Below are 19,611 nucleotides of genomic sequence, written 5' to 3' on the forward strand. Positions count from 1 at the left end.
AGGTGAAAGATGAAGGTCAAACGTCCTCCAGAGCTGCTCGCCGTGGGTCAAATACCCGGCGATGCGCTTACCGCCACCTTTCCCCTCGTCTCTATGGTCAATGAAAAGGGCCAATATCTGCATTGGGATGCCCTAAGGCATCGCGTTCCTGCTGGGATTAACCCGCAAATCTTCTGGTCACTCACCACCATTGTGCGTCGCGCCAACGGGCGTTTGCTGACCCTTAATGGTTACGATTTCAACCAGTTGGCTTTCCTCAATATCACGCCGCAAATGCAGCAGACTATCTCGATGGTCGATAGGCTGGCGACGTCGGGCGGCGAGAGCGAACTGCTGGAGCCCCTGTTCGCCTCGCGCCACTTGCTTGAGGAGCTGCGTGCTGAAGAGTCGATTTCATCCAGCCAGTTAGAAGGGGCGGCCACCACCAGCCGCGTCGCGCTAGAGATGATTAAAGTCAATCGCGCGCCGCGAGATGAGAGCGAAAAAATGATCATGGGGAATTTCCACATGATGGAATACGTCAATGCCCATTGTTCAGAAGATCTCAGTTTGGCAAATTTTAAGGAGTTACACGCCATCGCCGTGGGGGAGATTAATGACCAAAAATATCGCCCGGGGGAGTTTCGCCATTCAGACGACGTGGTGGTGGCGGATATTCAAAATGAAATCATTCATAACCCGCCGACCTATACCGAGGTCGAACTCAGGCTGTCGCTATTATTCAAATGGGCTAACCAGCCCCACGAGCGGCTGGAGGGGAAAGAGTACCTTCATCCGTTAATCAAAGCCTGCATCCTGCATTTCATGATTGGGTTTATTCATCCGTTTAATGATGGCAATGGCCGCGCGGCAAGGGCGCTGCTCTATTGGTACATGCTGCGCTGCGGCTATTCGGCCTTTCGCCATATCTCAATCAGCAAGCTGCTGAAAAATGCCTCAACGGCCTACGCCAAGTCCTATTGTTATTCCGAGACGGATGACATGGATTTGACCTATTTCGTTGATTATCAATGCAGCATTGTTGGGCGGGCTTTGAATGAGTACGTGGATTACATTCACCACATGGTGAAGGTGCGGGATGAGCTGAATAGGTTTTTGTATGAGTCAGAAATTGGCGCAACATTAAACGAACGCCAGAAAAACCTGCTCAACGTGGCTTTTGCCCGGCCGGAAAATATCTTTACCGTGGCGGAAGTCAGGGAGCGGCTGGGCGTGTCCGACAACACGGCGAGGAAGGATTTAACTGTCTTGGCTGAGCTGGGTTTATTGCGAACCCATAAAGACGGTAAAGAGACGGTTTACGTTTCGCCAAAAAGTCTGCCGCAGGTCAGTCAGTGGAAAAATCAGGCACGGCCCAAAGGCAGTGCCTGGTAATAGTCTGGAGCGGGATTAACCCAACACCTTCGTGCGAATCACCTCGGCGATACCGGGCTGTTCGTTGTCGGCGATGACCAGACCGGCACGCTGTTTGATAGCGTCGTCGGCGTTGCCCATGGCGACGCCGAGGCCGACATTTTCTAGCATGCTCAGGTCATTGTAGTTGTCGCCGAAGGCGATGACGTCGGCCATGCTCATACCTTGCGACTCCACCCACTCCTGCAAGCGGCGGCCTTTGCTGTTGCCCTGTTTCGCGACGTCTACCTGATCGTGCCACGACCATTCGCAGGCCAGACCTAAATCATCTTCTACCTGCTTGGCGAAGGCGCGCAGGGCGTCGAGATCTTCATGGGAGGTGGCGAATTTCCACACCGAGTTAGCCTGATCGGCGGCGTCACGCAGGCTGTCGACTTTGACGATATTCGGCCGCTGGCCCTGCGGCAGCGCTTCACCCCAAACGATAGAGCGGCTGACGTGGCCGTTTAAATGCTGATACAGCATGGCATCGTCCACGTAGAGCAGGCCGTGGATGCCGTGATGCTCGAGCAGATCCACCACTTTTTTGGCTTTGATTTTATCCATTGGGTCAGAGGTGATGACTTTGCGCGCGTGGTAATCGTACAGGTAAGTGCCGTTACAGCAGATGGCCGGAGTATCGAGCTGCAAGGCCTGATAGAACGGGTGGATCGCCACGTGATGGCGGCCGGTGACCACAATCACTTTCACACCCTGTGAGCGGGCTTCGGCCAGCACGGCCAGAGATTCAGGGAGAATACGTTTTTGACGGTCCAGCAGGGTGCCGTCTAAATCAAGCGCAATTACGCGATAGGTCATAGTTAGCTCGTAAGGTTTTCAGAGAATTGAAGAAATTTCACCCATGTTACACCTTAAAAACCGCTGATAAAACCTTGGAGAAGAGCATAAAGGCCACCTCCACAGGCTGGGTTATCGTGGTAACCTGAGCTACGCTTGAATGACTTAACGTATGCCCGAATAAAAATTAATCCGGTGTTAATAAGGAGATGTAATGAAGCAAGTTGTCTACGTTGCCAGCCCTGAGAGCCAGCAAATTCACGTATTTCGTCTGGGCGAAAACGGCGAGCTGAGCCCGCTGCAAATCGTTGACGTGCCTGGTCAGGTTCAGCCAATGGTTATTCATCCTGATGGTCATCGTTTATATGTCGGCGTGCGCCCAGAGTTTGGCATTCTGACCTACCGCATTGACCACGAAGGCAAGCTGGAACAGGCAGGCATGGCGCCGCTGCCGGGCAGCCCGACCCACGTCGGCACTGACCTACAGGGCCGCTTCTTGTTCTCGGCGTCTTACAGCTTCAACAATGTCAGCATTCATCCCATCAATGAAGAAGGCATCGTCACCGCGCCAATTCACGTGCTGGAAGATATTCAGGCGCCGCACTCGGCCAATATCGACCCGACCAACCAGTTGCTGATGATCCCGGCGCTGAAAGAAGACCGCATCCGCCTGTTTGATTTCAGCCTGCAAGGCGCGGCGACGCCGCACCACGTGGAAGCGCTGAAAACCAAGACCGGCGCGGGCCCGCGTCATATGGCTTTCCACCCGAATCAGCACTTTGCGTACTGCATTAACGAGCTGGACAGCAGCGTCGATGTCTATCAGAAAGACGTGACCAGCGGCGAATACCACAATGTTCAGTCACTGAACATCATGCCGGCTGATTTCAAAGACACGCGTTGGGCGGCGGACATTCACATCACGCCAAATGGCAAATTCCTCTATGCCTGCGACCGTACCGCCAGCCTGATCTCCGTGCTCAGCGTGTCCGAAGATGGCAGCGTGCTGGAGCTGTTGGGGCATCACGCCACCCAGACTCAGCCGCGCGGCTTCAACATTGACCATCAGGGCCAGTTTGTTATCACGGCAGGTCAAAAATCTAACGGCATCGAAGTGGCGAAGATTGACCAAACTAGCGGTGCGCTGACCACGCTGAAAGAGTACCCGGTGGGCAAAGGCCCAATGTGGGTGAGCATTCTTGACGTGAGAAGTTAAGCCCGCTAATGAGTCGCCATTTTTTCGGCGAACTCAAGTGCTGCAAAAAACTGCCCCGACCCTGACAAGTCGGGGTTTTTTATTACTTTTTTGTTAAAAATACACTTCGTGCCATTGATTAGAATTATTTTCATCTCCCTCTAAACATTGTGGCCTCCTTGTCGATAACTCTCCCCGTTACCAACACCGAATGTTCCCATCATATTTCGTGTCACAGGATAGGTTGGGCGCAAACAGTTATTTATTAACAATAATAAACAGGGAGAGCAGGATGAGTTTATTTTCAGGGATCACCCGCATTTTCAATAACGCCAACATCGCTACCAAGCTAGCCGCAGGATTCACGCTGGTTCTGCTGCTCGGTTCCTCGATTGCCGCCTCAGGCATTTACCATCTCACCAGCATTAGCGAGCGAGCCGAAAAGGCCACGCTGCTCAAGAAAGTGAATGATTTACTGGCCGAAGCCAAATACACCCGGCTTTCGTATATGGCGAATCATGATCAGAAGTTTGTCGAGCAAAACCGTCAGGCGCTCGACAAGTTAGAAGTGCGACTGGCAGAAGTGGCAACCTACCACTGGCAGCCGGTCGATCAGGCGCAGGTTGACGCCATGCCGGAGAATATCCGCCGTTACCGTGAAAACTGGCAGCACACGCTGAACCCGCCAGCGGGCAGCGATCCGCAGCAAATCAGCGACAGCCTGGCGGCGGCCGGACTGGCCCTGACCTCGGCGTCGGACCAGCTTCTCAACCACGAAATGGCCTACACCCAAGAGGAAGTCAGCCGAACCATCAAAGAGATGCTGATCATCATCACCATTGCCATTCTGACCGGGGCACTGCTGTCGTGGCGCATGACGCGCCAAATCACCGTGCCGCTGCGTCACACGCTGGACGTGGCCCAGCGCATCGCGGCGGGCGACTTAACCGCGCACATTCTCAGCCAAAGCAATGACGAAGTGGGGCAGCTCACCCGCGCCGTGGAGGGGATGAACCAGAACCTGCGCGGCATCATTGGGGATATTCGCAACGGCGTGACCCAAGTGACCCGCGCCTCGAGTGAAATCGCGGCGGGCAACATTGACCTTTCTGCCAGAACGGAGCAGCAGGCGTCGGCGCTGGGGCAGACGGCAGCCAGCATGGAAGAGCTGACCGCGACGGTGAAGCAAAACGCCGAAAACGCCAGTCAGGCCAGCAAACTGGCTTCTTCTGCCGCCGACACCGCAGGGCGCGGTGGCAAGCTGGTCAGCGACGTGGTGGGCGTGATGAAGGATATCGCCGTCAGCTCGAAGCAGATTTCTGAAATCACTTCCGTCATCAACAGCATCGCCTTCCAGACCAATATTCTGGCGCTGAATGCCGCGGTTGAAGCCGCGCGCGCCGGAGAGCAGGGGCGCGGCTTTGCCGTGGTTGCCAGCGAAGTACGCAGTTTGGCGCAGCGCAGCGGGCAGGCGGCGAAAGAGATTGAAACCCTGATTGGCCACTCAGTGAGCAAGGTCAACAGCGGCTCGGCGCTGGTGGGCAAAGCGGGTGATACAATGGAGGAGATTGTCCAGTCGGTGGGCCACGTGACCAGTATTATTCACGAGATTGCGTCGGCGTCGGAAGAGCAGAGTCGTGGTATCGGGCAGATTGCGCTGGCAGTGGCGGAGATGGACACCGTGACCCAGCAGAACTCGGCGCTGGTTCAGCAGTCGGCCAACGCCGCTGCGTCGCTGGACGAGCAGGCGGTGAATCTCGAGGAGACGGTGGCTATCTTCCGCCTCGGCAATGAGCCTGTCGCCCAAGCCTAATTTCTTCTGAATTCTTGCCAATAAAAAAGCCGCTGAGCATCTACTCAGCGGCTTTTTTCGATCCTCGCGGGCTTATTTAGCCGGCGCGGTGATCACGTTGTTGAACTGCCACAGACGGTTGAAGTTCACGTCATTCAGGTCACGCGCCTGCTTCTCATCTTTCGGCACGTTACCGGCGAAGGCGCGGCCAGACACGGCTGCATCGCCCCACGGGTTGACTTGGTTGTAGCCGCTGTCGATTTGGCTGTCGCGGATAACAACCTGGCTGTTTGGCGTGGTGCCCGGCACATAACCGCCGTTTTCAGCGCCTTGATCCCATGCACGTCCCAGCTGGGCTTTCGCCGCCTGACCTTCAAAACCGCGATCAGAGGTCAGGGTGCTGTTGGTCACCAGGAAGCCGTAAGGCACGTTGGCCGGGGTGTTTGGAGAGAAGATGGAGGCTTGCTTCACGCCACGGCTGCTCACGGTGTGGAACTCAACGCGATCGAATACCGCGCTTGAGCGACCAATCACGTAATCCACGTCACCTTCAATCAGGCTGTTATGCACGTAAGCACGGCTATAACGGCTGTTGTTCGGCTGGTTTTTGATGTTCGCGGTGGTCAGCATCAGGGTGTTCTGGCGGCCAATAATATGTACGTTATCCAGCACGATGTTGTCGCCGTCGGTGCGCAGAGCCACCGCCGGATGGTCACCCGCGTCTACTGTATCCAACAGGCTGTTGGTCACGGTCAGGTTCTGCAATTGCAGGCTGCTGCTCTGTGCCCAGACGGTGGCCGTACAGCCCGCGCCAATGGTTTCAGACTGCTGATCGCTACAATCTTTGAACATGTATTCGCTGCGGTTGCCCGGAATGAACTGGCCATTCGGGTTGACCGTCGCGCGGTACACCGCAGGGGTAGCCGATGCTTCCAGACCTTGCTGGATCACCACGTCGCCCGCGCTGTTGCCAGCACCGAACAGGGTGATTGGCGGTGAGCCAGCCGGGATGTAAACCGCGCCGGTGTAGGTGCCTGGCAGGATTTTGATGAACACGCGCTCGCCGTGGTTACGCACGCGCAGGGCGGCTTCTACGGCTTGCTGAATGCTGGTGTAAGCTGCGCCGTCGGTGCCCATCTGGGTGCCGACCACGAAGTTAGTTTTCGCGGCAGAGATATCGCTGACAGATGGGAACCAACCCTGCTGCTGAACCTGAAGAGAGCGCCCGCCGAAGGCCAGATAGTTTTTGGCGGTAAAGTTCGCCGCTTCGTCTGGGCTAAGAATTGGGTTGGCGGCTGTGCCCGGAGCAACTTGGGTTGAAACACCTTCGTGACTGCTGCTACAAGCGGCCAGAACCAGGCTGGCTGACAAAATAGCGCAGGCGCGCGACAGGGTAGTTAATTTCACTGGGTCTGACTCCTTGATAAAAGTTACTCATATTTTCTACCCGTCAACCTTCAAACTGCCTGATGCAAGTCGAGTGATTCTGGGCAACAGCGCAATGTACCATAATTCAGCTATATAACACCGTCAGAGAAGATTTGCCTATTGTATGGAAGTGTATATTGAAGCCGAGATAGGCGCCGCTGGCGTTTTCGTCCACTTCGAGCGAGTCGACGTCTAAGGCATAAATCGTGAACTGATAACGATGGCTCTCGCCCTGCGGAGGTGCCGCGCCGCCGTAGCCCGCTTTGCCGAAGTCAGTGCGGGTTTGCACCGCGCCGTGAGGCAATTCCGCTTTGCCGGAACCCGCGCCTTGCGCCAGTTCGTTCACGTCGGCGGGGATGTTCGCCACGCCCCAGTGCCACCAGCCGGAGCCGGTAGGAGCGTCTGGGTCATAACAGGTGATGGCGAAGCTTTTGGTGCCTTCCGGTGCGCCGCTCCACGCCAAGTGTGGCGAGATATTTTGTCCCTGATAACCCATGCCGTTGAACACCTGAGCTTCCGGCATTTTCTCGCCATCTTTCAGGTCGTTACTGGTTAGAGTAAAGGTCATACTTTCCTCCCGTTCTTGATGATAAAAAGCCTAAAAATGGCATGAACCGGCCTTGGCTCATTTAGCGATTTCGCCACCCAGCAGCTTCAATAGCGCCTGCGCGACACTGGCCGAGGAGGCCGGATTTTGCCCGGTGATCAGATTGCCGTCAGTCACCACGTAAGGCCGCCAGTCGGCCGCTTTGCTGTAATCGCCGCCGTTTTTCTTCAATTCATCTTCGACCAAAAACGGCACGATGTCAGTGAGGCCAACCGCGTCTTCTTCACTATTACTGAAACCGGTGACGCGTTTGTCTTTCACCAGCGGCAGCCCGTGCTGGTCTTTTACATCACGCAGCACGCCGGGCGCGTGGCACACGCTGGCAACGGGCTTGCCCGCCGCCCAAAAAGACTCAATCAGCTTCACGGAATCAGCATCTTCAGCCAGATCCCACAGCGGGCCGTGGCCGCCGGGATAAAATACTGCGTCAAAATCATCGGCTTTCACCGTGGATAATTTCACCGTATTACCCAGCGCGCGCTGGGCTGATTTATCCTGACGAAAACGGTCGGTGGTTTCTGTCTGCGCATCCGGCTCATCGCTTTTTGGGTCTAGCGGCGGCTGACCGCCCTTAGGTGACGCCAGCGTCAGCTCGGCCCCTGCATCCAGAAACTGGTAGTAGGGGGCGGTGAACTCTTCCAGCCAAAAGCCGGTTTTCTTGCCGGTATCGCCGAGCCTGTCGTGTGACGTTAATACAATCAGTAATTTCATGTTACCTCCTGCGGGTCCGGTCACGCCGTGGCCCGGCTATGGTCATTAATTCGCTATCACGCTTTATCTTTCGCGACGCGAACCACGAGTTTGCCGAAGTTTTTACCTTCCAGCAGGCCGATAAACGCCTGAGGCGCATTCTCTAAGCCATCCACCACGTCTTCGCGGAATTTCACTTTTCCGGCTTCAAACCATTCGCCCATTTGCTTGGCAAATTCTGGGTAACGATGGCCATAGTCATCAAAGATGATGAAGCCCTGCATGCGAATACGCTTTCTTAAAATCGTGCTGGCGAGCAGTGAAACGCGGTCTTTGCCATCAGGCAGCTCCGTCGCATTGTATTGGGAAACCAGCCCGCAGACTGGAATGCGCGCTTTGGTGTTGAGCAGGGGCAGTACGGCGTCGAAGACCGCGCCACCGACGTTTTCGAAATAGACGTCGATACCGTCCGGGCAGGCGGCTTTCAGGCGTTTATCCAGATCCGGTGCGCGATGATCGAGGCACTCATCAAAGCCAAAATGCTCGACCGCGTAGCGACATTTATCCTCGCCACCGGCGATACCAATCACTTTACAACCCTTAATTTTAGCAATCTGGCCCACCAGTGAACCCACAGGCCCGGTGGCGGCCGCGACGACCACGGTTTCGCCGGACTGAGGTTGGCCAATGTCCAGTAACCCCATAAATGCCGTAAAGCCTGGCATACCCAGAACGCCCAGTGCCAGAGAAGGGTGCTTCTCTGCCGGGCCTTCGAGCTTTTTCACCTCTTTGGCTTTGACCACCGGATGGTCTTGCCAGCCGGTGCTGCCCAAAACGATATCGCCAGGTTTAAAGTCAGGACTTTTCGAGCTGACAACCTCAGATACCGCGCCGCCGGTCATTACCGCATCGATTTGTACCGGCGCGGCGTAAGAGGGGGCGTCGCTCATGCGGCCGCGCATATAGGGATCGAGAGAGAGGTAGAGGGTGCGCAGGACCAGCTCGCCTTCTTTGGCCTCAGGTACGGGTTGCTCTTCCAGACGGAAGTTATCTGGCGTCGGGGCACCTTTCGGGCGCGAAGCCAGCACAAAGCGGCGGTTTACTGCTGAATTCTGAGACATACAAACTCCTATTCTGATGATTGTTTGGTGAAAACCACTACCAAATGGCAACAGGTCATGAGGAATAAGTATAGGCAGCTAACTGAACCTTAGGCTGAGCGGTTTATGCTTTGTTAAAATGTGCTGTCACAAAACCGTCACAATGCCCTTCCGCTCTTGGCTTTTCACGCGTATGTTTTGAATCGATGATGTTGCGTTAACTCACCGATAAATAAGCATAAAAGGAAAATAAGATGCAGAAGATTAAATTGGCACTCGGGGCGGTTTGTGTACTGCTGAGTCTGAACCAGAGCGCGCTGGCGAAAGAGTCCACCCCCGCGCCGCTCTATCCGGGCGTCAATGTCGCGCAGCTGGCGCAGCAGTCGCCGGTACACTGGGTGTCAGTGGCGCAGATTGAGAACAGCCTGGTGGGTCGCCCGCCAATTGCCGTGGGTTTTGATATTGATGACACCGTGCTTTTCTCAAGCCCTGGCTTCTACCGTGGGCAGAAAGAGTTCTCTCCGGGCAAACAGGATTACCTGAAAAATCCGCAGTTCTGGGAAAAGATGAACAACGGCTGGGATGATTTTAGTATGCCGAAAGAAGTGGCGAAGCAATTGATTGATATGCATCTCAAACGCGGCGACAGCATCTACTTCGTCACCGGGCGCAGCGAGACTAAAACCGAGACCGTCACCAAGACCTTGCAGGGCGATTTCCAAATCCCACAAGACAAAGTGAACCCAGTGATTTTCGCCGGTGACCAGCCGGGTCAGAACACCAAAACCCAGTGGCTGAAAGATAAGCAGATTAAGATTTTCTACGGTGATTCCGACGGTGATATTACCGCCGCGCAGGCCGTGAGCGCCCGTGGTATCCGCGTTCTTCGCGCCTCTAACTCCAGCTACAAGCCATTGCCGCAGGCCGGGGCATTTGGTGAAGAGGTGGTGGTGAATTCGGAGTATTGATTAGTGTGAGTTTTCGCGCCTTCTCCCCTCAGCGGAGAAGGCTGGGATGAGGAGTGATTTGAATTGTACTCAATGCGGCATACCTCGCCTCAGCCCTCTCCTTAAAAGGAGAGGGCGCAAAGACAAAACCAAAATCAAAACTTACTTCACTGTCACATCGATATCGCCGAAATACTTCTTCGCCAGCTGCTGAATCACGCCTTCCTGCTTAATCTTGGCGATGGCGGCGTCCAGCTTCTGCTTATTGGCGGTGTCGCCTTTGCGCAGGCCGAAAGCGATGCCGCTGCCGAGGATTTTGTCATCGCGCACGGCGTCACCGGCGAAGGCGAAATCTTTACCGTCCGGGCGGTCAAGGAAGCCGGTTTGCCCAGCCGGAGCCAGCACCAGCGTGCCGTCGAGGCGGCCGGAGGAGAGGTCCAGATAGACCTGATTCTGATCCTGATAAGAGACCACATCGACCCCTTTCGGTGCCCAGTGCGCCTGCGCGTAGCTCTCCTGAATCGAACCTTGCAGTACGCCAACGTGTTTGCCTTTCAGCGACTCAACCGTCGGCAGCAGGCCGGAGGACTTCTTGGCAATCAGCTGGCTCGGTACGCGGTAGATAACGTCTGTGAAATCAATGGCCTGACGGCGCTTCTCGGTAACGTTCATCGCCGAGTTAATGGCATCGAATTTACGCGCTTGCAGCGCCGGGATCAGGCCGTCAAAGGCGGTATCAAACCACTCACACTTCAGCTTGGCGGCGGCACAGACCGCGTTGCCGACGTCGATATCAAAACCCTGCAACTCGCCGCTGGCGCTTTTGGATTCGAACGGCGGGTATTGCGCTTCCAGACCAAATTTAAACGCGGTGCCCTCTGCCAGTGTTGAGAAAGAGGCCAGTGCGCAACCCAACAGTAATGCGATCTTCATTTTTTTCATGTCATTTCCTCGGAGAGATTAAACCCGGCTCAGGCGGCGGGCACCTTCGTACAGTGTGTCATCGTCTTTGGCAAAGCTCAGGCGAATAAGCCCAGTCGGCTGGTTGTGGCTGTAAAACGCCGACAGCGGGATGGTGGCGACCTGATAATCACGGATCAAACTCAGTACAAACTCGTCATCGGTCAGCGGGCTAAAGTGGCTAAAGCGCGCCAACATAAAGAAGCTGCCACGGCTTGGCAGCAGCTCAAAACGCGAGCCGCTCAGGGCATCGGCCAGCAGGTCGCGTTTGTGCTGGTAGAAGTCTGCCAGCCCCAGATAGCTTTGCGGATCGGCCATGGCTTCGGCGAAAGCCACCTGCATCGGGGTATCGGCGGAGAACATCATAAACTGATGTACCTTGCGGATTTCATTCATTAATTCTGCCGGAGCCAGACAGTAGCCCACGCGCCAGCCGGTGACGTGGTAGGTCTTACCGAAGGAGGAGACAATCACGCTGCGCTCGGCCAACTGCGGGTGGCAGGCCATGCTGTGGTGGCGCTCGCCGTCGAACACCACGTGCTCATAGACCTCATCGGACAAAATCACGATATCGGTATCGCGGGTGAGGGCGGTCAGGCGCTCAATGTCCACGTCGCTGAAAATCGCGCCGGTAGGGTTGTGCGGGCTATTAATGATGATCATCCGCGTTTTGCTGTTAATGGCGCTGGCGACCTGATCCCAGTCGATGCTGAAATCTTCCAGCGAAAGGCTAATTGCGACCGGCGTCGCGCCCTGCAAACGGACAATCGGCGCGTAGCTGTCAAACGACGGCTCGAAATAGATCACTTCATCGCCCGGATGTACCAGCGCGCTGATGGCCGAGTACAGGCCTTCGCTGGCGCTGGCGGTAACCGTCACTTCTTCATTGGCGTCATAGTGGCAGCCATACAGCGCCTCGACCTTGGCCGACAGCGCGTGGCGCAGCGCGGCGACGCCGCTCATTGGCGCATATTGGTTATGACCATCGCGCATGGCTTTGGTTACGGCGTCAATCAGCGAAGGCTGGCAGGAGAAGTTAGGGGCGCCCTGAGATAAATTCAGCGCGTTATGCTCAGCACTTAACTGGCCAATGACGGTGAAAATCGTGGTGCCGACATCAGGCAATTTGGATTGAGTCGATAAAGGGCTTTTCATGCATCACCTCGGGAGGGCATAAATATTTATATATTATGAATGATTAAGCAGTAGTTTATTTGTGCAGACAATGGATAATTTGTCATACTCGCCATGATCTAGATGCATGGCTGGCAGCAATTCCAAGAGGTGATCATGGCAACTCCCCCAGACCTTTCCTATCTGACGGCGCTCAATCTTCCTTCGCTTAACCTGTTGAAAACCTTCAGCGTGGTGGCGAAAACCCTTAACTTGACCCACGCGGCGGAGCTGTTGCACATCACCCAGGGTGCGGTGAGTCGGCAGATCACCGGGTTGGAGAATACGCTGGGCTACCCGCTGTTTTTGCGTCAGGCGCGAGGGCTAACCCTGACCCCACGCGGCGCGCAGTTGCTGCCGCCAATTCAACAGGCGCTGGAGCAGATGGGCGAAGCGATGAAGCGCGTCGGCTCGCACCCCGATACCTTGCGCATCAAGTGCCCGACCTGCTCCATGCGCTGGCTGCTGCCACGGGTCATTCAGTTGCAGAATGATCGCCCGGAGCTGCGCATCGAGCTGACCGCCTCCATTGCTCACGGCGTGGATTTCAGCACCGAGCACTTCGACGCCGCCGTGGTGTTTGGCCGCGCGCCGGACTCGCCGCGCCGGGCGCATCATCTGTTTGATGAGATCTTAACGCCCATCTGCACACCGGACTTCTTCGGCAAGAGCGCGGAGAGCACCACGCTTGAGGATCTGGCGGAGAAAACCCTGCTGCACCCGACGCGCGACCGCCGCGACTGGCTGCTGTGGCTGCGGGAATCCGGCGTCAAAGGGCTACCGTCGGCCAAGTCTCAGCACTTCGACACGCTGGATCTGGCCATCAATTCGGCCTTGCAGGGGTATGGCATCGCGATTGGGGATTTGACGCTAATAGAAGATGACCTACAGGCCAAGCGCGTCATGGCGCCGTTCCCACTCTGCGTGGCGAGCGGCGCGTCTTACACCTTGCTCTATCCGGATAACCCGACTCCTGCGCTACAGGTCGCTATCGACTATCTGAACGAGCAGGCCAGAATCAGCCGGAAGAAGCTGAGCACGCTGCTTTCCACCTCCCACCGGCTGGTGACCAGCAATTAATTGCCGGGATTAATAGAGCGACTCGAGCGCGCTGGCAATCGCGCCGGTCAGCTGGCTGAGCTGGGCGGGGGAGATACCATAAGGCGGCATCAGGTAAATCAGCTTGCCAAAAGGCCGAATCCACACGCCCTGATTGACGAAGTGCTTTTGCAACGCCGCCATGTTTACCGGCTCGCGCATCTCCACCACGCCAATCGCGCCCAGCACCCGCACGTCGGCCACTGCGGAGTGCGCCGCCAGCGGGGTAAGCTCGCTTTTCAACTGCTGCTCAATGCCAGCAACCTGTTGCTGCCAGCGATTTTCCGCCAGTAAACTCAGGCTGGCGTTAGCCACCGCGCAGGCCAGCGGATTGCCCATAAAGGTCGGGCCGTGCATAAAGCAGCCCGCCTCACCGTCGCTGATCACCTCGGCGACGTGGCGGGTGGTGAGGGTCGCCGATAGGGTCATGTAGCCGCCGGTCAGGGCTTTGCCCAGACACATAATGTCCGGCGAGATCCCCGCGTGGTCGCAGGCGAACGGCTTGCCGGTGCGGCCAAAGCCGGTGGCAATTTCATCGGCAATCAGCAGCACGCCGTACTGGTCGCAAAGCTGCCGCACGCGTTGCAAATAGGTCGGGTGATAGATGCGCATCCCGCCCGCGCCTTGCACCACCGGCTCGAGAATGACGGCGGCAATGGCGGATTGATGCTGCTCCAGCAGGGCGGAAAACGGTGCGATATCTTCTTCATTCCACGCCTCGCCGAAGCGCGACTGCGGCGCATCGGCAAACAGATGCTGCGGCAAATAGCCCTGATACAGACTGTGCATCGAGTTTTGCGGATCGCACACCGACATCGCGCCGAAGGTGTCACCGTGATAGCCGTTGCGCAGCGTCAACAGGGTCTGGCGCTTCTCGCCGCGCGCCTGCCAGTACTGCATCGCCATCTTCAGCGCCACTTCCACCGCCACCGAACCCGAGTCGGCCAGAAATACGCACTCCAGCCCGGCGGGCGTCATCTCGACTAAACGCCGCGACAGCGCCACCGCCGACGGATGGGTTATGCCGCCAAACATCACGTGGGACATCTTGCCAATCTGATCAATCGCCGCCTGATTCAGCACCGGATGGTTGTAGCCGTGGATCGCCGCCCACCATGACGACATGCCGTCGATAAGCTGCCGCCCGTCTGCCAGTTGTAGCTCCACGCCCTGGGCTGATTCCACGGGATAGCACGGCAGCGGGTGAGTCATAGAGGTGTAAGGGTGCCAGATGTGGCGCTGGTCGAAATCGAGATCGGCAGGGGTCATTGCGATATCCTGAAAGCTAACTTGTAAACCAAAAAATAATTTTAACGTTGACGGTAAACCAAAACAAATGAAAAATGGTTTACAGAATAGGTAAAAAACAAAACTCAGAATATTTTGGAGATGGCAACGATGTCGACCCGCACCCACTGGACGCTGGAAAAAACCCAAGCTTTGTTCGATAAACCCTTCCTCGAGCTGATGTTCGAAGCCCAGCAGGTCCACCGCCAACACTTCGATCCGCGTCAGGTTCAGGTCAGCACCTTGCTGTCGATCAAAACCGGTGCTTGCCCGGAAGACTGTAAATACTGCCCGCAAAGCTCGCGTTACAAAACCGGGCTGGAAACTGAACGCCTGATGGAAGTGAAGCAGGTGCTGGAGTCTGCCCGTCAGGCCAAGGCCGCCGGTTCCACTCGTTTCTGCATGGGCGCGGCGTGGAAAAACCCGCACGAGCGCGACATGCCTTACCTTGAGCAGATGGTGCAGGGCGTGAAAGAGCTGGGGATGGAAACCTGCATGACGCTCGGCACGCTGGACACCTCGCAGGCGCAGCGACTGGCGACGGCGGGTCTGGATTTCTACAACCATAACCTCGACACCTCGCCAGAATTCTACGGCAGCATCATCACCACCCGAAGCTATCAAGAGCGTCTGGATACCCTGTCAGAAGTGCGCAACGCGGGGATTAAAGTCTGCTCCGGCGGCATCGTGGGTCTGGGCGAAACGGTCAAAGACCGCGCCGGATTGCTGATGCAATTAGCCAACCTGCCGGTCGCGCCGGAGAGCGTACCAATCAACATGCTGGTCAAAGTGAAAGGCACGCCGCTGGCTAACAACGACGACGTCGATCCTTTCGATTTTATTCGCACCATCGCCGTGGCGCGCATCATGATGCCAAGCTCCTATGTGCGCCTGTCTGCCGGTCGCGAGCAGATGAGCGAGCAGACACAGGCGATGTGCTTTATGGCCGGTGCTAACTCGATTTTCTACGGCTGCAAGCTGTTGACCACGCCAAACCCGGCGGAAGACAAAGACCTGATCCTGTTCGGCAAGCTGGGCCTCAACCCACAAGTTTTCGAAACCGAAATGGGCGACAACCAGCAGCAAGAGGCGCTGGCCGAGCAGTTGGTTCACGCCGACACCGACCAGTTCTACAACGCAGCCGTCTAAACCATGAGCTGGGAAAGCCGAATTCAGGACGCCCTTCAGGCACGGCGCGAGGCGGCGGCGTTTCGCGTGCGCCTGCCGAACGCCGGAGGCAGCGCCTGCTGGCTGATACAGGGCGAGCGCCGCTGGCTGAATTTCTCCGGCAATGACTATCTTGGGCTGAGCCAGCACGAGGAGATTGTGGCCGCTTGGCGGCAGGGCGCGTCGCGGTTTGGCGTCGGCAGCGGCGGCTCGGGGCATGTTACGGGCTATAGCGATGTCCACGCCGAGTTCGAGCAGCATCTGGCGCAGTGGCAGGGCTACCCGCGCGCGCTGCTGTTTATCTCCGGTTTTGCGGCCAATCAGGCGATTTTGGCCGCGCTGCTGCAAAAAGACGACCGCGCGCTGGCAGACAAGCTGAGCCACGCGTCGCTGCTTGAGGCGGCGACTCAGTCTCCGGCCCAGTTGCGACGCTTCGCTCATAATCAGCCGGACTCTCTGCAACGCCTGCTGCAATCCTCATGCGACGGCGAAACTCTGGTGGTGACTGAAGGGGTGTTCAGTATGGATGGCGATGCCGCGCCTCTGGCTGAGATCCACCAACAGGCTCGCGATAACCACGCGTGGCTGTTGGTGGACGATGCCCACGGCGTCGGGGTGATTGGCGAGCAGGGGCGGGGCAGTTGCTGGCAGCAAGGGGTTCGCCCCGAGCTGCTGGTGGTCACCTTCGGCAAGGCGTTTGGCTGTAGCGGCGCCGCCGTGCTGTGCGACGACGACACGGCGGACTACCTGTTGCAGTTCGCCCGTCATCTGATTTATAGCACCGCCATGCCCGCCGCGCAGGTCTGCGCGCTACAGGCCAGCCTGCGCTGTATTCAGCAAGGCGATGCGCTGCGTGATAAACTGGCGGCCAATATTGCCCGTTTTCGCGCTGGCGCGGCGGAGTTGCCTTATCGGCTAACTTCGTCAGCGACCGCCATTCAGCCGCTGATTGTCGGTGAAAACCAGCCGACGCTCGACTTAGCTCAGCGTCTGCGCGAGCGCGGCCTGTGGGTGAGCGCCATTCGCCCGCCGACCGTACCGCCGGGCAGCGCAAGACTGCGCATTACCCTCACGGCTGCTCATCAGCCGGAAGATATCGATTTTTTGCTGGAGTCCCTTCATGGGTGCAGTCACTGAATTAGTGAACAAACAAGCCGTAGCCGACGCCTTTAGCCGCGCTGCCGGTCATTACGAAAACGCCGCACAGTTACAGCGTGACGTGGGCGAACACCTGCTCAGCATGGTGGCAGAGCAGCATCAAAGCGCCGGTAACCGCGTACTCGACGCGGGCTGCGGCACCGGCTATTTCAGCCGCCGCTGGCGCGATATGGGCAAACAGGTGACGGCGCTGGATTTGTCGCAAGGCATGCTGGACGTGGCCAGCGCGCTGAATTCCGCCGAAAGCTATATTCCCGGCGACATTGAACGCCTGCCGCTGGCGGATCAGTCAGTGGACATCTGCTACAGCAATCTGGCGGTACAGTGGTGCAACGCGCTGCCGCGCGCGCTGGAAGAGATGCACCGCGTGACGCGCATTGGCGGGCTGGTGGTGTTTTCCACGCTGGCCGAAGGCTCGCTCGGCGAGCTGGCTGCGGCATGGATGAAGGTCGACGGGCGTCGCCACGTCAATCAGTTCCTCACCCCGGACAAAATCGCCGAAGCCTGCGCGCCTTATCGCCACGACGTGCAGTTCAGCCAGCAAACCCTGCTGTTTCCCGACGTCATGAGCCTGATGCGTTCACTGAAAGGCATCGGCGCGACCCACATCAAAAACGGTCGCCTTGGCGGTCTGGGCGGGCGCGAACGCCTCGCCAAGCTGGAAAAGCACTACGCCCGTCAAGACGGCATGCTGCCGCTGACCTATAAGTTGGTGTATGGAGTGCTTCAGGTCGAAGAATTAATCCCACGCTAAAATCCGTCGTCCTTGACGCTGTCTCTGCGTTGGCTGCGCGTGCTCACCCGAATCACTGACCTATGTCAGCTCATCGGGCTGAACCCGCTTGTCGCCTTGATACAGCGCCAATGACTTTGGATTTCGATTTTGTTCGAGAAAGACATTGGCTATTTAAAATGAAAAAAACATTCTTCATTACCGGCACGGACACTGAAGTCGGTAAAACCGTGGCGACCACGGCTTTTTTGCAAGCTGCGGCGCAGGCTGGATTTTCTACGGCGGGCTATAAGCCGGTGGCGTCAGGCAGTGAAATGACCGCCGAGGGCGCGCGAAATAGCGACGCGCTGGCCTTGCAGGCCAATAGCTCGGTGGCCCTGAGTTATGACGAGGTGAATCCGTGCACCTTCCTTGAGCCGACTTCGCCACACATCGTCAGCCAACTGGAACAGCGACCTATCGCGCTGGAAACTCTGTCGGCGGGGTTACGCCATCTACAGCCGAAAGCTGACTGGACGGTGGTTGAAGGGGCGGGGGGCTGGTTTACGCCGCTCAGCGAGCAGCACACGTTTGCCGACTGGGTGGTGCGCGAACAGCTGCCGGTGGTTCTGGTGGTGGGAATGCGTCTGGGCTGCATCAACCATGCGCTGCTCACCGCGCAGGCGGTGGCGCAAAGCGGCCTAAAATTGGTGGGATGGATTGCCAATGATGTACAGGAAACGGGGAAGCATCATCAGGCCTATCTCGCGACGCTCGCGCGTATGCTGCCTGCGCCCATGCTGGGCGAGATCCCGTTCCTTGATAACACCAGCGATACCGATCTAGGGCAGTATCTCGACCTTTCGCCTCTCACACGCTGAGATAGTCTTTCACTAAATCGTCGTTAAGCTGGGCCAGCGTGCCCTGTGCCACGTTGCGGCCGCTATCGAGCAGGCAGAAGCGGTCCGCCACGCTGCGAATAAAGGGTAGGCGGTGACCGACCAGCAGCAGCGTCAGGCCTAAATCGCGGTTGAGGCGGTGAATGATATTGCCCATGTTGGCCGCCATCGCCGGGCTGGTGTGCTCGGTTGGCTCATCAAGGATCAATAACTCCGGCTCCAGCACCAGCGCGCGGCTGATCGCCAGCTGCTGCTGCTCGCTTTCATCCAGCTCTCCGGCCTTGTGTGACCCCATCTCCTTCAATGCAGGGAAAAGTTCGTAGACCTGCTCGGGGATGCGGCGATTCTTGTTGCGCCCGGCCATCATGGCAATTTGCAGGTTTTCATCGACGCTCATTTGCGAAAAAATCTGCCGACCTTCAGGCACATAGCCAATTCCCACTAGGGCACGCCCCTCGACGGGTAAATCTAATAGGTTCTGCGGTTCGGCATCCGCCGACTGCCACGAGATGCTGCCGCTTTTCACCGGCAAATGCCCCATGATGCAGTTGATCAGCGTGGTCTTGCCGACGCCGTTGCGGCCAATCAGGAAAGTGCACTGGCCGCGATACAGCTCCAGATTGATATCCCACAGAATATGCTTCTGGCCGTAATACTGATTTACCGACTTTATACTCAACATCAGACCTCCCTAAACTCCTGCCGCTGGCTGGCCTCATGGCTTTAGCTTGGCGGAGTCACTGTTTAACTGACCGTCACTGTCATATTTCTGACATTTATGTTTCGCAATTTCCGTAATTTCACAGAATTTTATGCGGCAGGTTAGCGAGTTTGCTAACAGCATCAATTGGCAATAAATAGCCTTTAGCCAGTGATAAAAGGCTGAAACGGCGGTTTCTTACGGCTTAAGCTAGCGAGAGCGACCCAAAAATAGCGTTTTCGTAAAAGCTGCGTTTTTAGGGCGATGCGCTGTAAACGACCGATATGAATAATATTGCAACTCTTAGGCCAAGTTTGGCGGGATAACTCCTAAAGAGGTTGTAACCAGACTGTTAATGGTTTGAAAGAGTGCCAAAGAGGCAAAATCATTAAATTGGGCAATCAGTGTGACGGGGAAGTGGCGAAATAGTGCACTTTACCAGTGCTGAACAGAGAGTTTGTGGTGCAATACTGGTGTGTGGATAAGACAAATCCGACTGTCGATATAC

At 56.7% G+C, this 19,611-nt stretch carries 18 protein-coding genes; 9 read left to right on the forward strand and 9 right to left on the reverse strand.

Annotated elements, in window-relative coordinates; translation table 11 throughout:
• Positions 1-9: 9 nt before the first annotated feature.
• A complete protein-coding gene (locus ACT3RR_RS01655; RefSeq protein ID WP_496199606.1) occupies positions 10-1,374 on the forward strand; it encodes a Fic family protein in 1,365 nt (454 codons plus the stop codon).
• A 15-nt stretch (positions 1,375-1,389) separates the two neighbouring features.
• On the opposite strand, the gene ACT3RR_RS01660 is transcribed toward ACT3RR_RS01655, so the two are convergent.
• Complete coding sequence (locus ACT3RR_RS01660; RefSeq protein ID WP_353501388.1) at positions 1,390-2,211, reverse strand: pyridoxal phosphatase; 822 nt, start codon at positions 2,209-2,211, stop codon at positions 1,390-1,392.
• A 193-nt stretch (positions 2,212-2,404) separates the two neighbouring features.
• Between ACT3RR_RS01660 and pgl the strand changes: the two genes are divergently transcribed.
• Together pgl and ACT3RR_RS01670 are read left to right on the forward strand one after the other, a co-directional pair.
• Positions 2,405-3,406 (forward strand): 6-phosphogluconolactonase, encoded by a 1,002-nt coding sequence (pgl, locus tag ACT3RR_RS01665; protein ID WP_396130247.1) that lies wholly within the window; start codon positions 2,405-2,407, stop codon positions 3,404-3,406.
• A 271-nt stretch (positions 3,407-3,677) separates the two neighbouring features.
• Complete coding sequence (locus tag ACT3RR_RS01670) at positions 3,678-5,198, forward strand: methyl-accepting chemotaxis protein (RefSeq protein WP_496199607.1); 1,521 nt, start codon at positions 3,678-3,680, stop codon at positions 5,196-5,198.
• 72 nt (positions 5,199-5,270) lie between these two features.
• On the opposite strand, the gene ACT3RR_RS01675 is transcribed toward ACT3RR_RS01670, so the two are convergent.
• From ACT3RR_RS01675 to ACT3RR_RS01690, 4 genes are all read right to left on the reverse strand, one after another.
• Positions 5,271-6,584, reverse strand: a complete 1,314-nt coding sequence (locus ACT3RR_RS01675) for a putative acyl-CoA thioester hydrolase (protein ID WP_485902854.1) — start codon at positions 6,582-6,584, stop codon at positions 5,271-5,273.
• Between the two features lie 106 nt (positions 6,585-6,690).
• Positions 6,691-7,173, reverse strand: coding sequence for a kinase inhibitor (locus tag ACT3RR_RS01680; protein ID WP_496199608.1), 483 nt, complete (start codon positions 7,171-7,173; stop codon positions 6,691-6,693).
• 57 nt (positions 7,174-7,230) lie between these two features.
• On the reverse strand, positions 7,231-7,923 hold the full coding sequence (locus ACT3RR_RS01685; protein ID WP_353501393.1) for a type 1 glutamine amidotransferase domain-containing protein: 693 nt from the start codon (positions 7,921-7,923) through the stop codon (positions 7,231-7,233).
• A 56-nt stretch (positions 7,924-7,979) separates the two neighbouring features.
• On the reverse strand, positions 7,980-9,023 hold the full coding sequence (locus tag ACT3RR_RS01690; protein WP_496199609.1) for an NADP-dependent oxidoreductase: 1,044 nt from the start codon (positions 9,021-9,023) through the stop codon (positions 7,980-7,982).
• A 233-nt stretch (positions 9,024-9,256) separates the two neighbouring features.
• Between ACT3RR_RS01690 and aphA the strand changes: the two genes are divergently transcribed.
• Positions 9,257-9,970 (forward strand): acid phosphatase AphA, encoded by a 714-nt coding sequence (aphA, locus tag ACT3RR_RS01695; RefSeq protein WP_353501395.1) that lies wholly within the window; start codon positions 9,257-9,259, stop codon positions 9,968-9,970.
• A 141-nt stretch (positions 9,971-10,111) separates the two neighbouring features.
• Here aphA and ACT3RR_RS01700 read toward each other — a convergent pair whose 3' ends face one another.
• Positions 10,112-10,891 carry an ABC transporter substrate-binding protein gene (locus ACT3RR_RS01700; RefSeq protein ID WP_353501396.1) on the reverse strand — a complete coding sequence of 260 codons (780 nt, stop codon included), beginning with the start codon at positions 10,889-10,891 and terminating at the stop codon, positions 10,112-10,114.
• A gap of 18 nt (positions 10,892-10,909) precedes the next feature.
• Entirely contained in the window at positions 10,910-12,064 is a 1,155-nt protein-coding gene (locus ACT3RR_RS01705) for a methionine aminotransferase (RefSeq protein ID WP_441656078.1), read from the reverse strand.
• Between the two features lie 135 nt (positions 12,065-12,199).
• On the opposite strand from ACT3RR_RS01705, the gene ACT3RR_RS01710 reads away from it, so the two are divergent.
• Complete coding sequence (locus tag ACT3RR_RS01710) at positions 12,200-13,162, forward strand: LysR substrate-binding domain-containing protein (protein ID WP_353501398.1); 963 nt, start codon at positions 12,200-12,202, stop codon at positions 13,160-13,162.
• 9 nt (positions 13,163-13,171) lie between these two features.
• Here ACT3RR_RS01710 and bioA read toward each other — a convergent pair whose 3' ends face one another.
• On the reverse strand, positions 13,172-14,449 hold the full coding sequence (gene bioA, locus ACT3RR_RS01715; RefSeq protein WP_496199610.1) for an adenosylmethionine--8-amino-7-oxononanoate transaminase: 1,278 nt from the start codon (positions 14,447-14,449) through the stop codon (positions 13,172-13,174).
• Positions 14,450-14,578: 129 nt separating this feature from the next.
• Here bioA and bioB point away from each other — a divergent pair, with 129 nt between their 5' ends.
• The 4 genes from bioB to bioD all read left to right on the forward strand — a co-directional run bounded on the left by bioB (position 14,579) and on the right by bioD (position 18,385).
• Positions 14,579-15,616: a biotin synthase BioB gene (bioB, locus tag ACT3RR_RS01720; protein ID WP_185690230.1), complete on the forward strand. Its 1,038-nt coding sequence runs from the start codon at positions 14,579-14,581 to the stop codon at positions 15,614-15,616.
• Positions 15,617-15,619: 3 nt separating this feature from the next.
• Positions 15,620-16,771 (forward strand): 8-amino-7-oxononanoate synthase, encoded by a 1,152-nt coding sequence (gene bioF, locus ACT3RR_RS01725; protein ID WP_496199611.1) that lies wholly within the window; start codon positions 15,620-15,622, stop codon positions 16,769-16,771.
• Positions 16,755-17,546, forward strand: a complete 792-nt coding sequence (gene bioC / locus ACT3RR_RS01730; protein ID WP_353501401.1) for a malonyl-ACP O-methyltransferase BioC — start codon at positions 16,755-16,757, stop codon at positions 17,544-17,546. The genes bioF and bioC overlap by 17 nt, the downstream gene beginning before the upstream one ends.
• Positions 17,547-17,704: 158 nt before the next feature.
• Entirely contained in the window at positions 17,705-18,385 is a 681-nt protein-coding gene (gene bioD, locus ACT3RR_RS01735; RefSeq protein WP_496199612.1) for a dethiobiotin synthase, read from the forward strand.
• Here bioD and ACT3RR_RS01740 read toward each other — a convergent pair.
• Positions 18,375-19,085 (reverse strand): ABC transporter ATP-binding protein, encoded by a 711-nt coding sequence (locus ACT3RR_RS01740; RefSeq protein WP_496199613.1) that lies wholly within the window; start codon positions 19,083-19,085, stop codon positions 18,375-18,377. The genes bioD and ACT3RR_RS01740 overlap by 11 nt on opposite strands.
• Positions 19,086-19,611 lie beyond the last annotated feature (526 nt).

It is taken from the genome of Ewingella sp. AOP8-B2-18 (assembly GCF_052376015.1).
GTDB lineage: Bacteria > Pseudomonadota > Gammaproteobacteria > Enterobacterales > Enterobacteriaceae > Ewingella > Ewingella allii.

Bases quoted from the DNA above. Each gene is read 5' to 3' on its own strand.
- ACT3RR_RS01685 (WP_353501393.1), bottom strand. From the start codon at position 7,923: ATGAAATTACTGATTGTATTAACGTCACACGACAGGCTCGGCGATACC.
- bioF (WP_496199611.1), top strand. From the start codon at position 15,620: ATGAGCTGGGAAAGCCGAATTCAGGACGCCCTTCAGGCACGGCGCGAG.
- ACT3RR_RS01690 (WP_496199609.1), bottom strand. From the start codon at position 9,023: ATGTCTCAGAATTCAGCAGTAAACCGCCGCTTTGTGCTGGCTTCGCGC.
- bioC (WP_353501401.1), top strand. From the start codon at position 16,755: ATGGGTGCAGTCACTGAATTAGTGAACAAACAAGCCGTAGCCGACGCC.
- bioB (WP_185690230.1), top strand. From the start codon at position 14,579: ATGTCGACCCGCACCCACTGGACGCTGGAAAAAACCCAAGCTTTGTTC.
- ACT3RR_RS01660 (WP_353501388.1), bottom strand. From the start codon at position 2,211: ATGACCTATCGCGTAATTGCGCTTGATTTAGACGGCACCCTGCTGGAC.
- bioD (WP_496199612.1), top strand. From the start codon at position 17,705: ATGAAAAAAACATTCTTCATTACCGGCACGGACACTGAAGTCGGTAAA.
- pgl (WP_396130247.1), top strand. From the start codon at position 2,405: ATGAAGCAAGTTGTCTACGTTGCCAGCCCTGAGAGCCAGCAAATTCAC.
- ACT3RR_RS01670 (WP_496199607.1), top strand. From the start codon at position 3,678: ATGAGTTTATTTTCAGGGATCACCCGCATTTTCAATAACGCCAACATC.
- ACT3RR_RS01710 (WP_353501398.1), top strand. From the start codon at position 12,200: ATGGCAACTCCCCCAGACCTTTCCTATCTGACGGCGCTCAATCTTCCT.
- ACT3RR_RS01700 (WP_353501396.1), bottom strand. From the start codon at position 10,891: ATGAAAAAAATGAAGATCGCATTACTGTTGGGTTGCGCACTGGCCTCT.
- ACT3RR_RS01655 (WP_496199606.1), top strand. From the start codon at position 10: ATGAAGGTCAAACGTCCTCCAGAGCTGCTCGCCGTGGGTCAAATACCC.
- ACT3RR_RS01680 (WP_496199608.1), bottom strand. From the start codon at position 7,173: ATGACCTTTACTCTAACCAGTAACGACCTGAAAGATGGCGAGAAAATG.
- aphA (WP_353501395.1), top strand. From the start codon at position 9,257: ATGCAGAAGATTAAATTGGCACTCGGGGCGGTTTGTGTACTGCTGAGT.
- bioA (WP_496199610.1), bottom strand. From the start codon at position 14,449: ATGACCCCTGCCGATCTCGATTTCGACCAGCGCCACATCTGGCACCCT.
- ACT3RR_RS01705 (WP_441656078.1), bottom strand. From the start codon at position 12,064: ATGAAAAGCCCTTTATCGACTCAATCCAAATTGCCTGATGTCGGCACC.
- ACT3RR_RS01740 (WP_496199613.1), bottom strand. From the start codon at position 19,085: ATGTTGAGTATAAAGTCGGTAAATCAGTATTACGGCCAGAAGCATATT.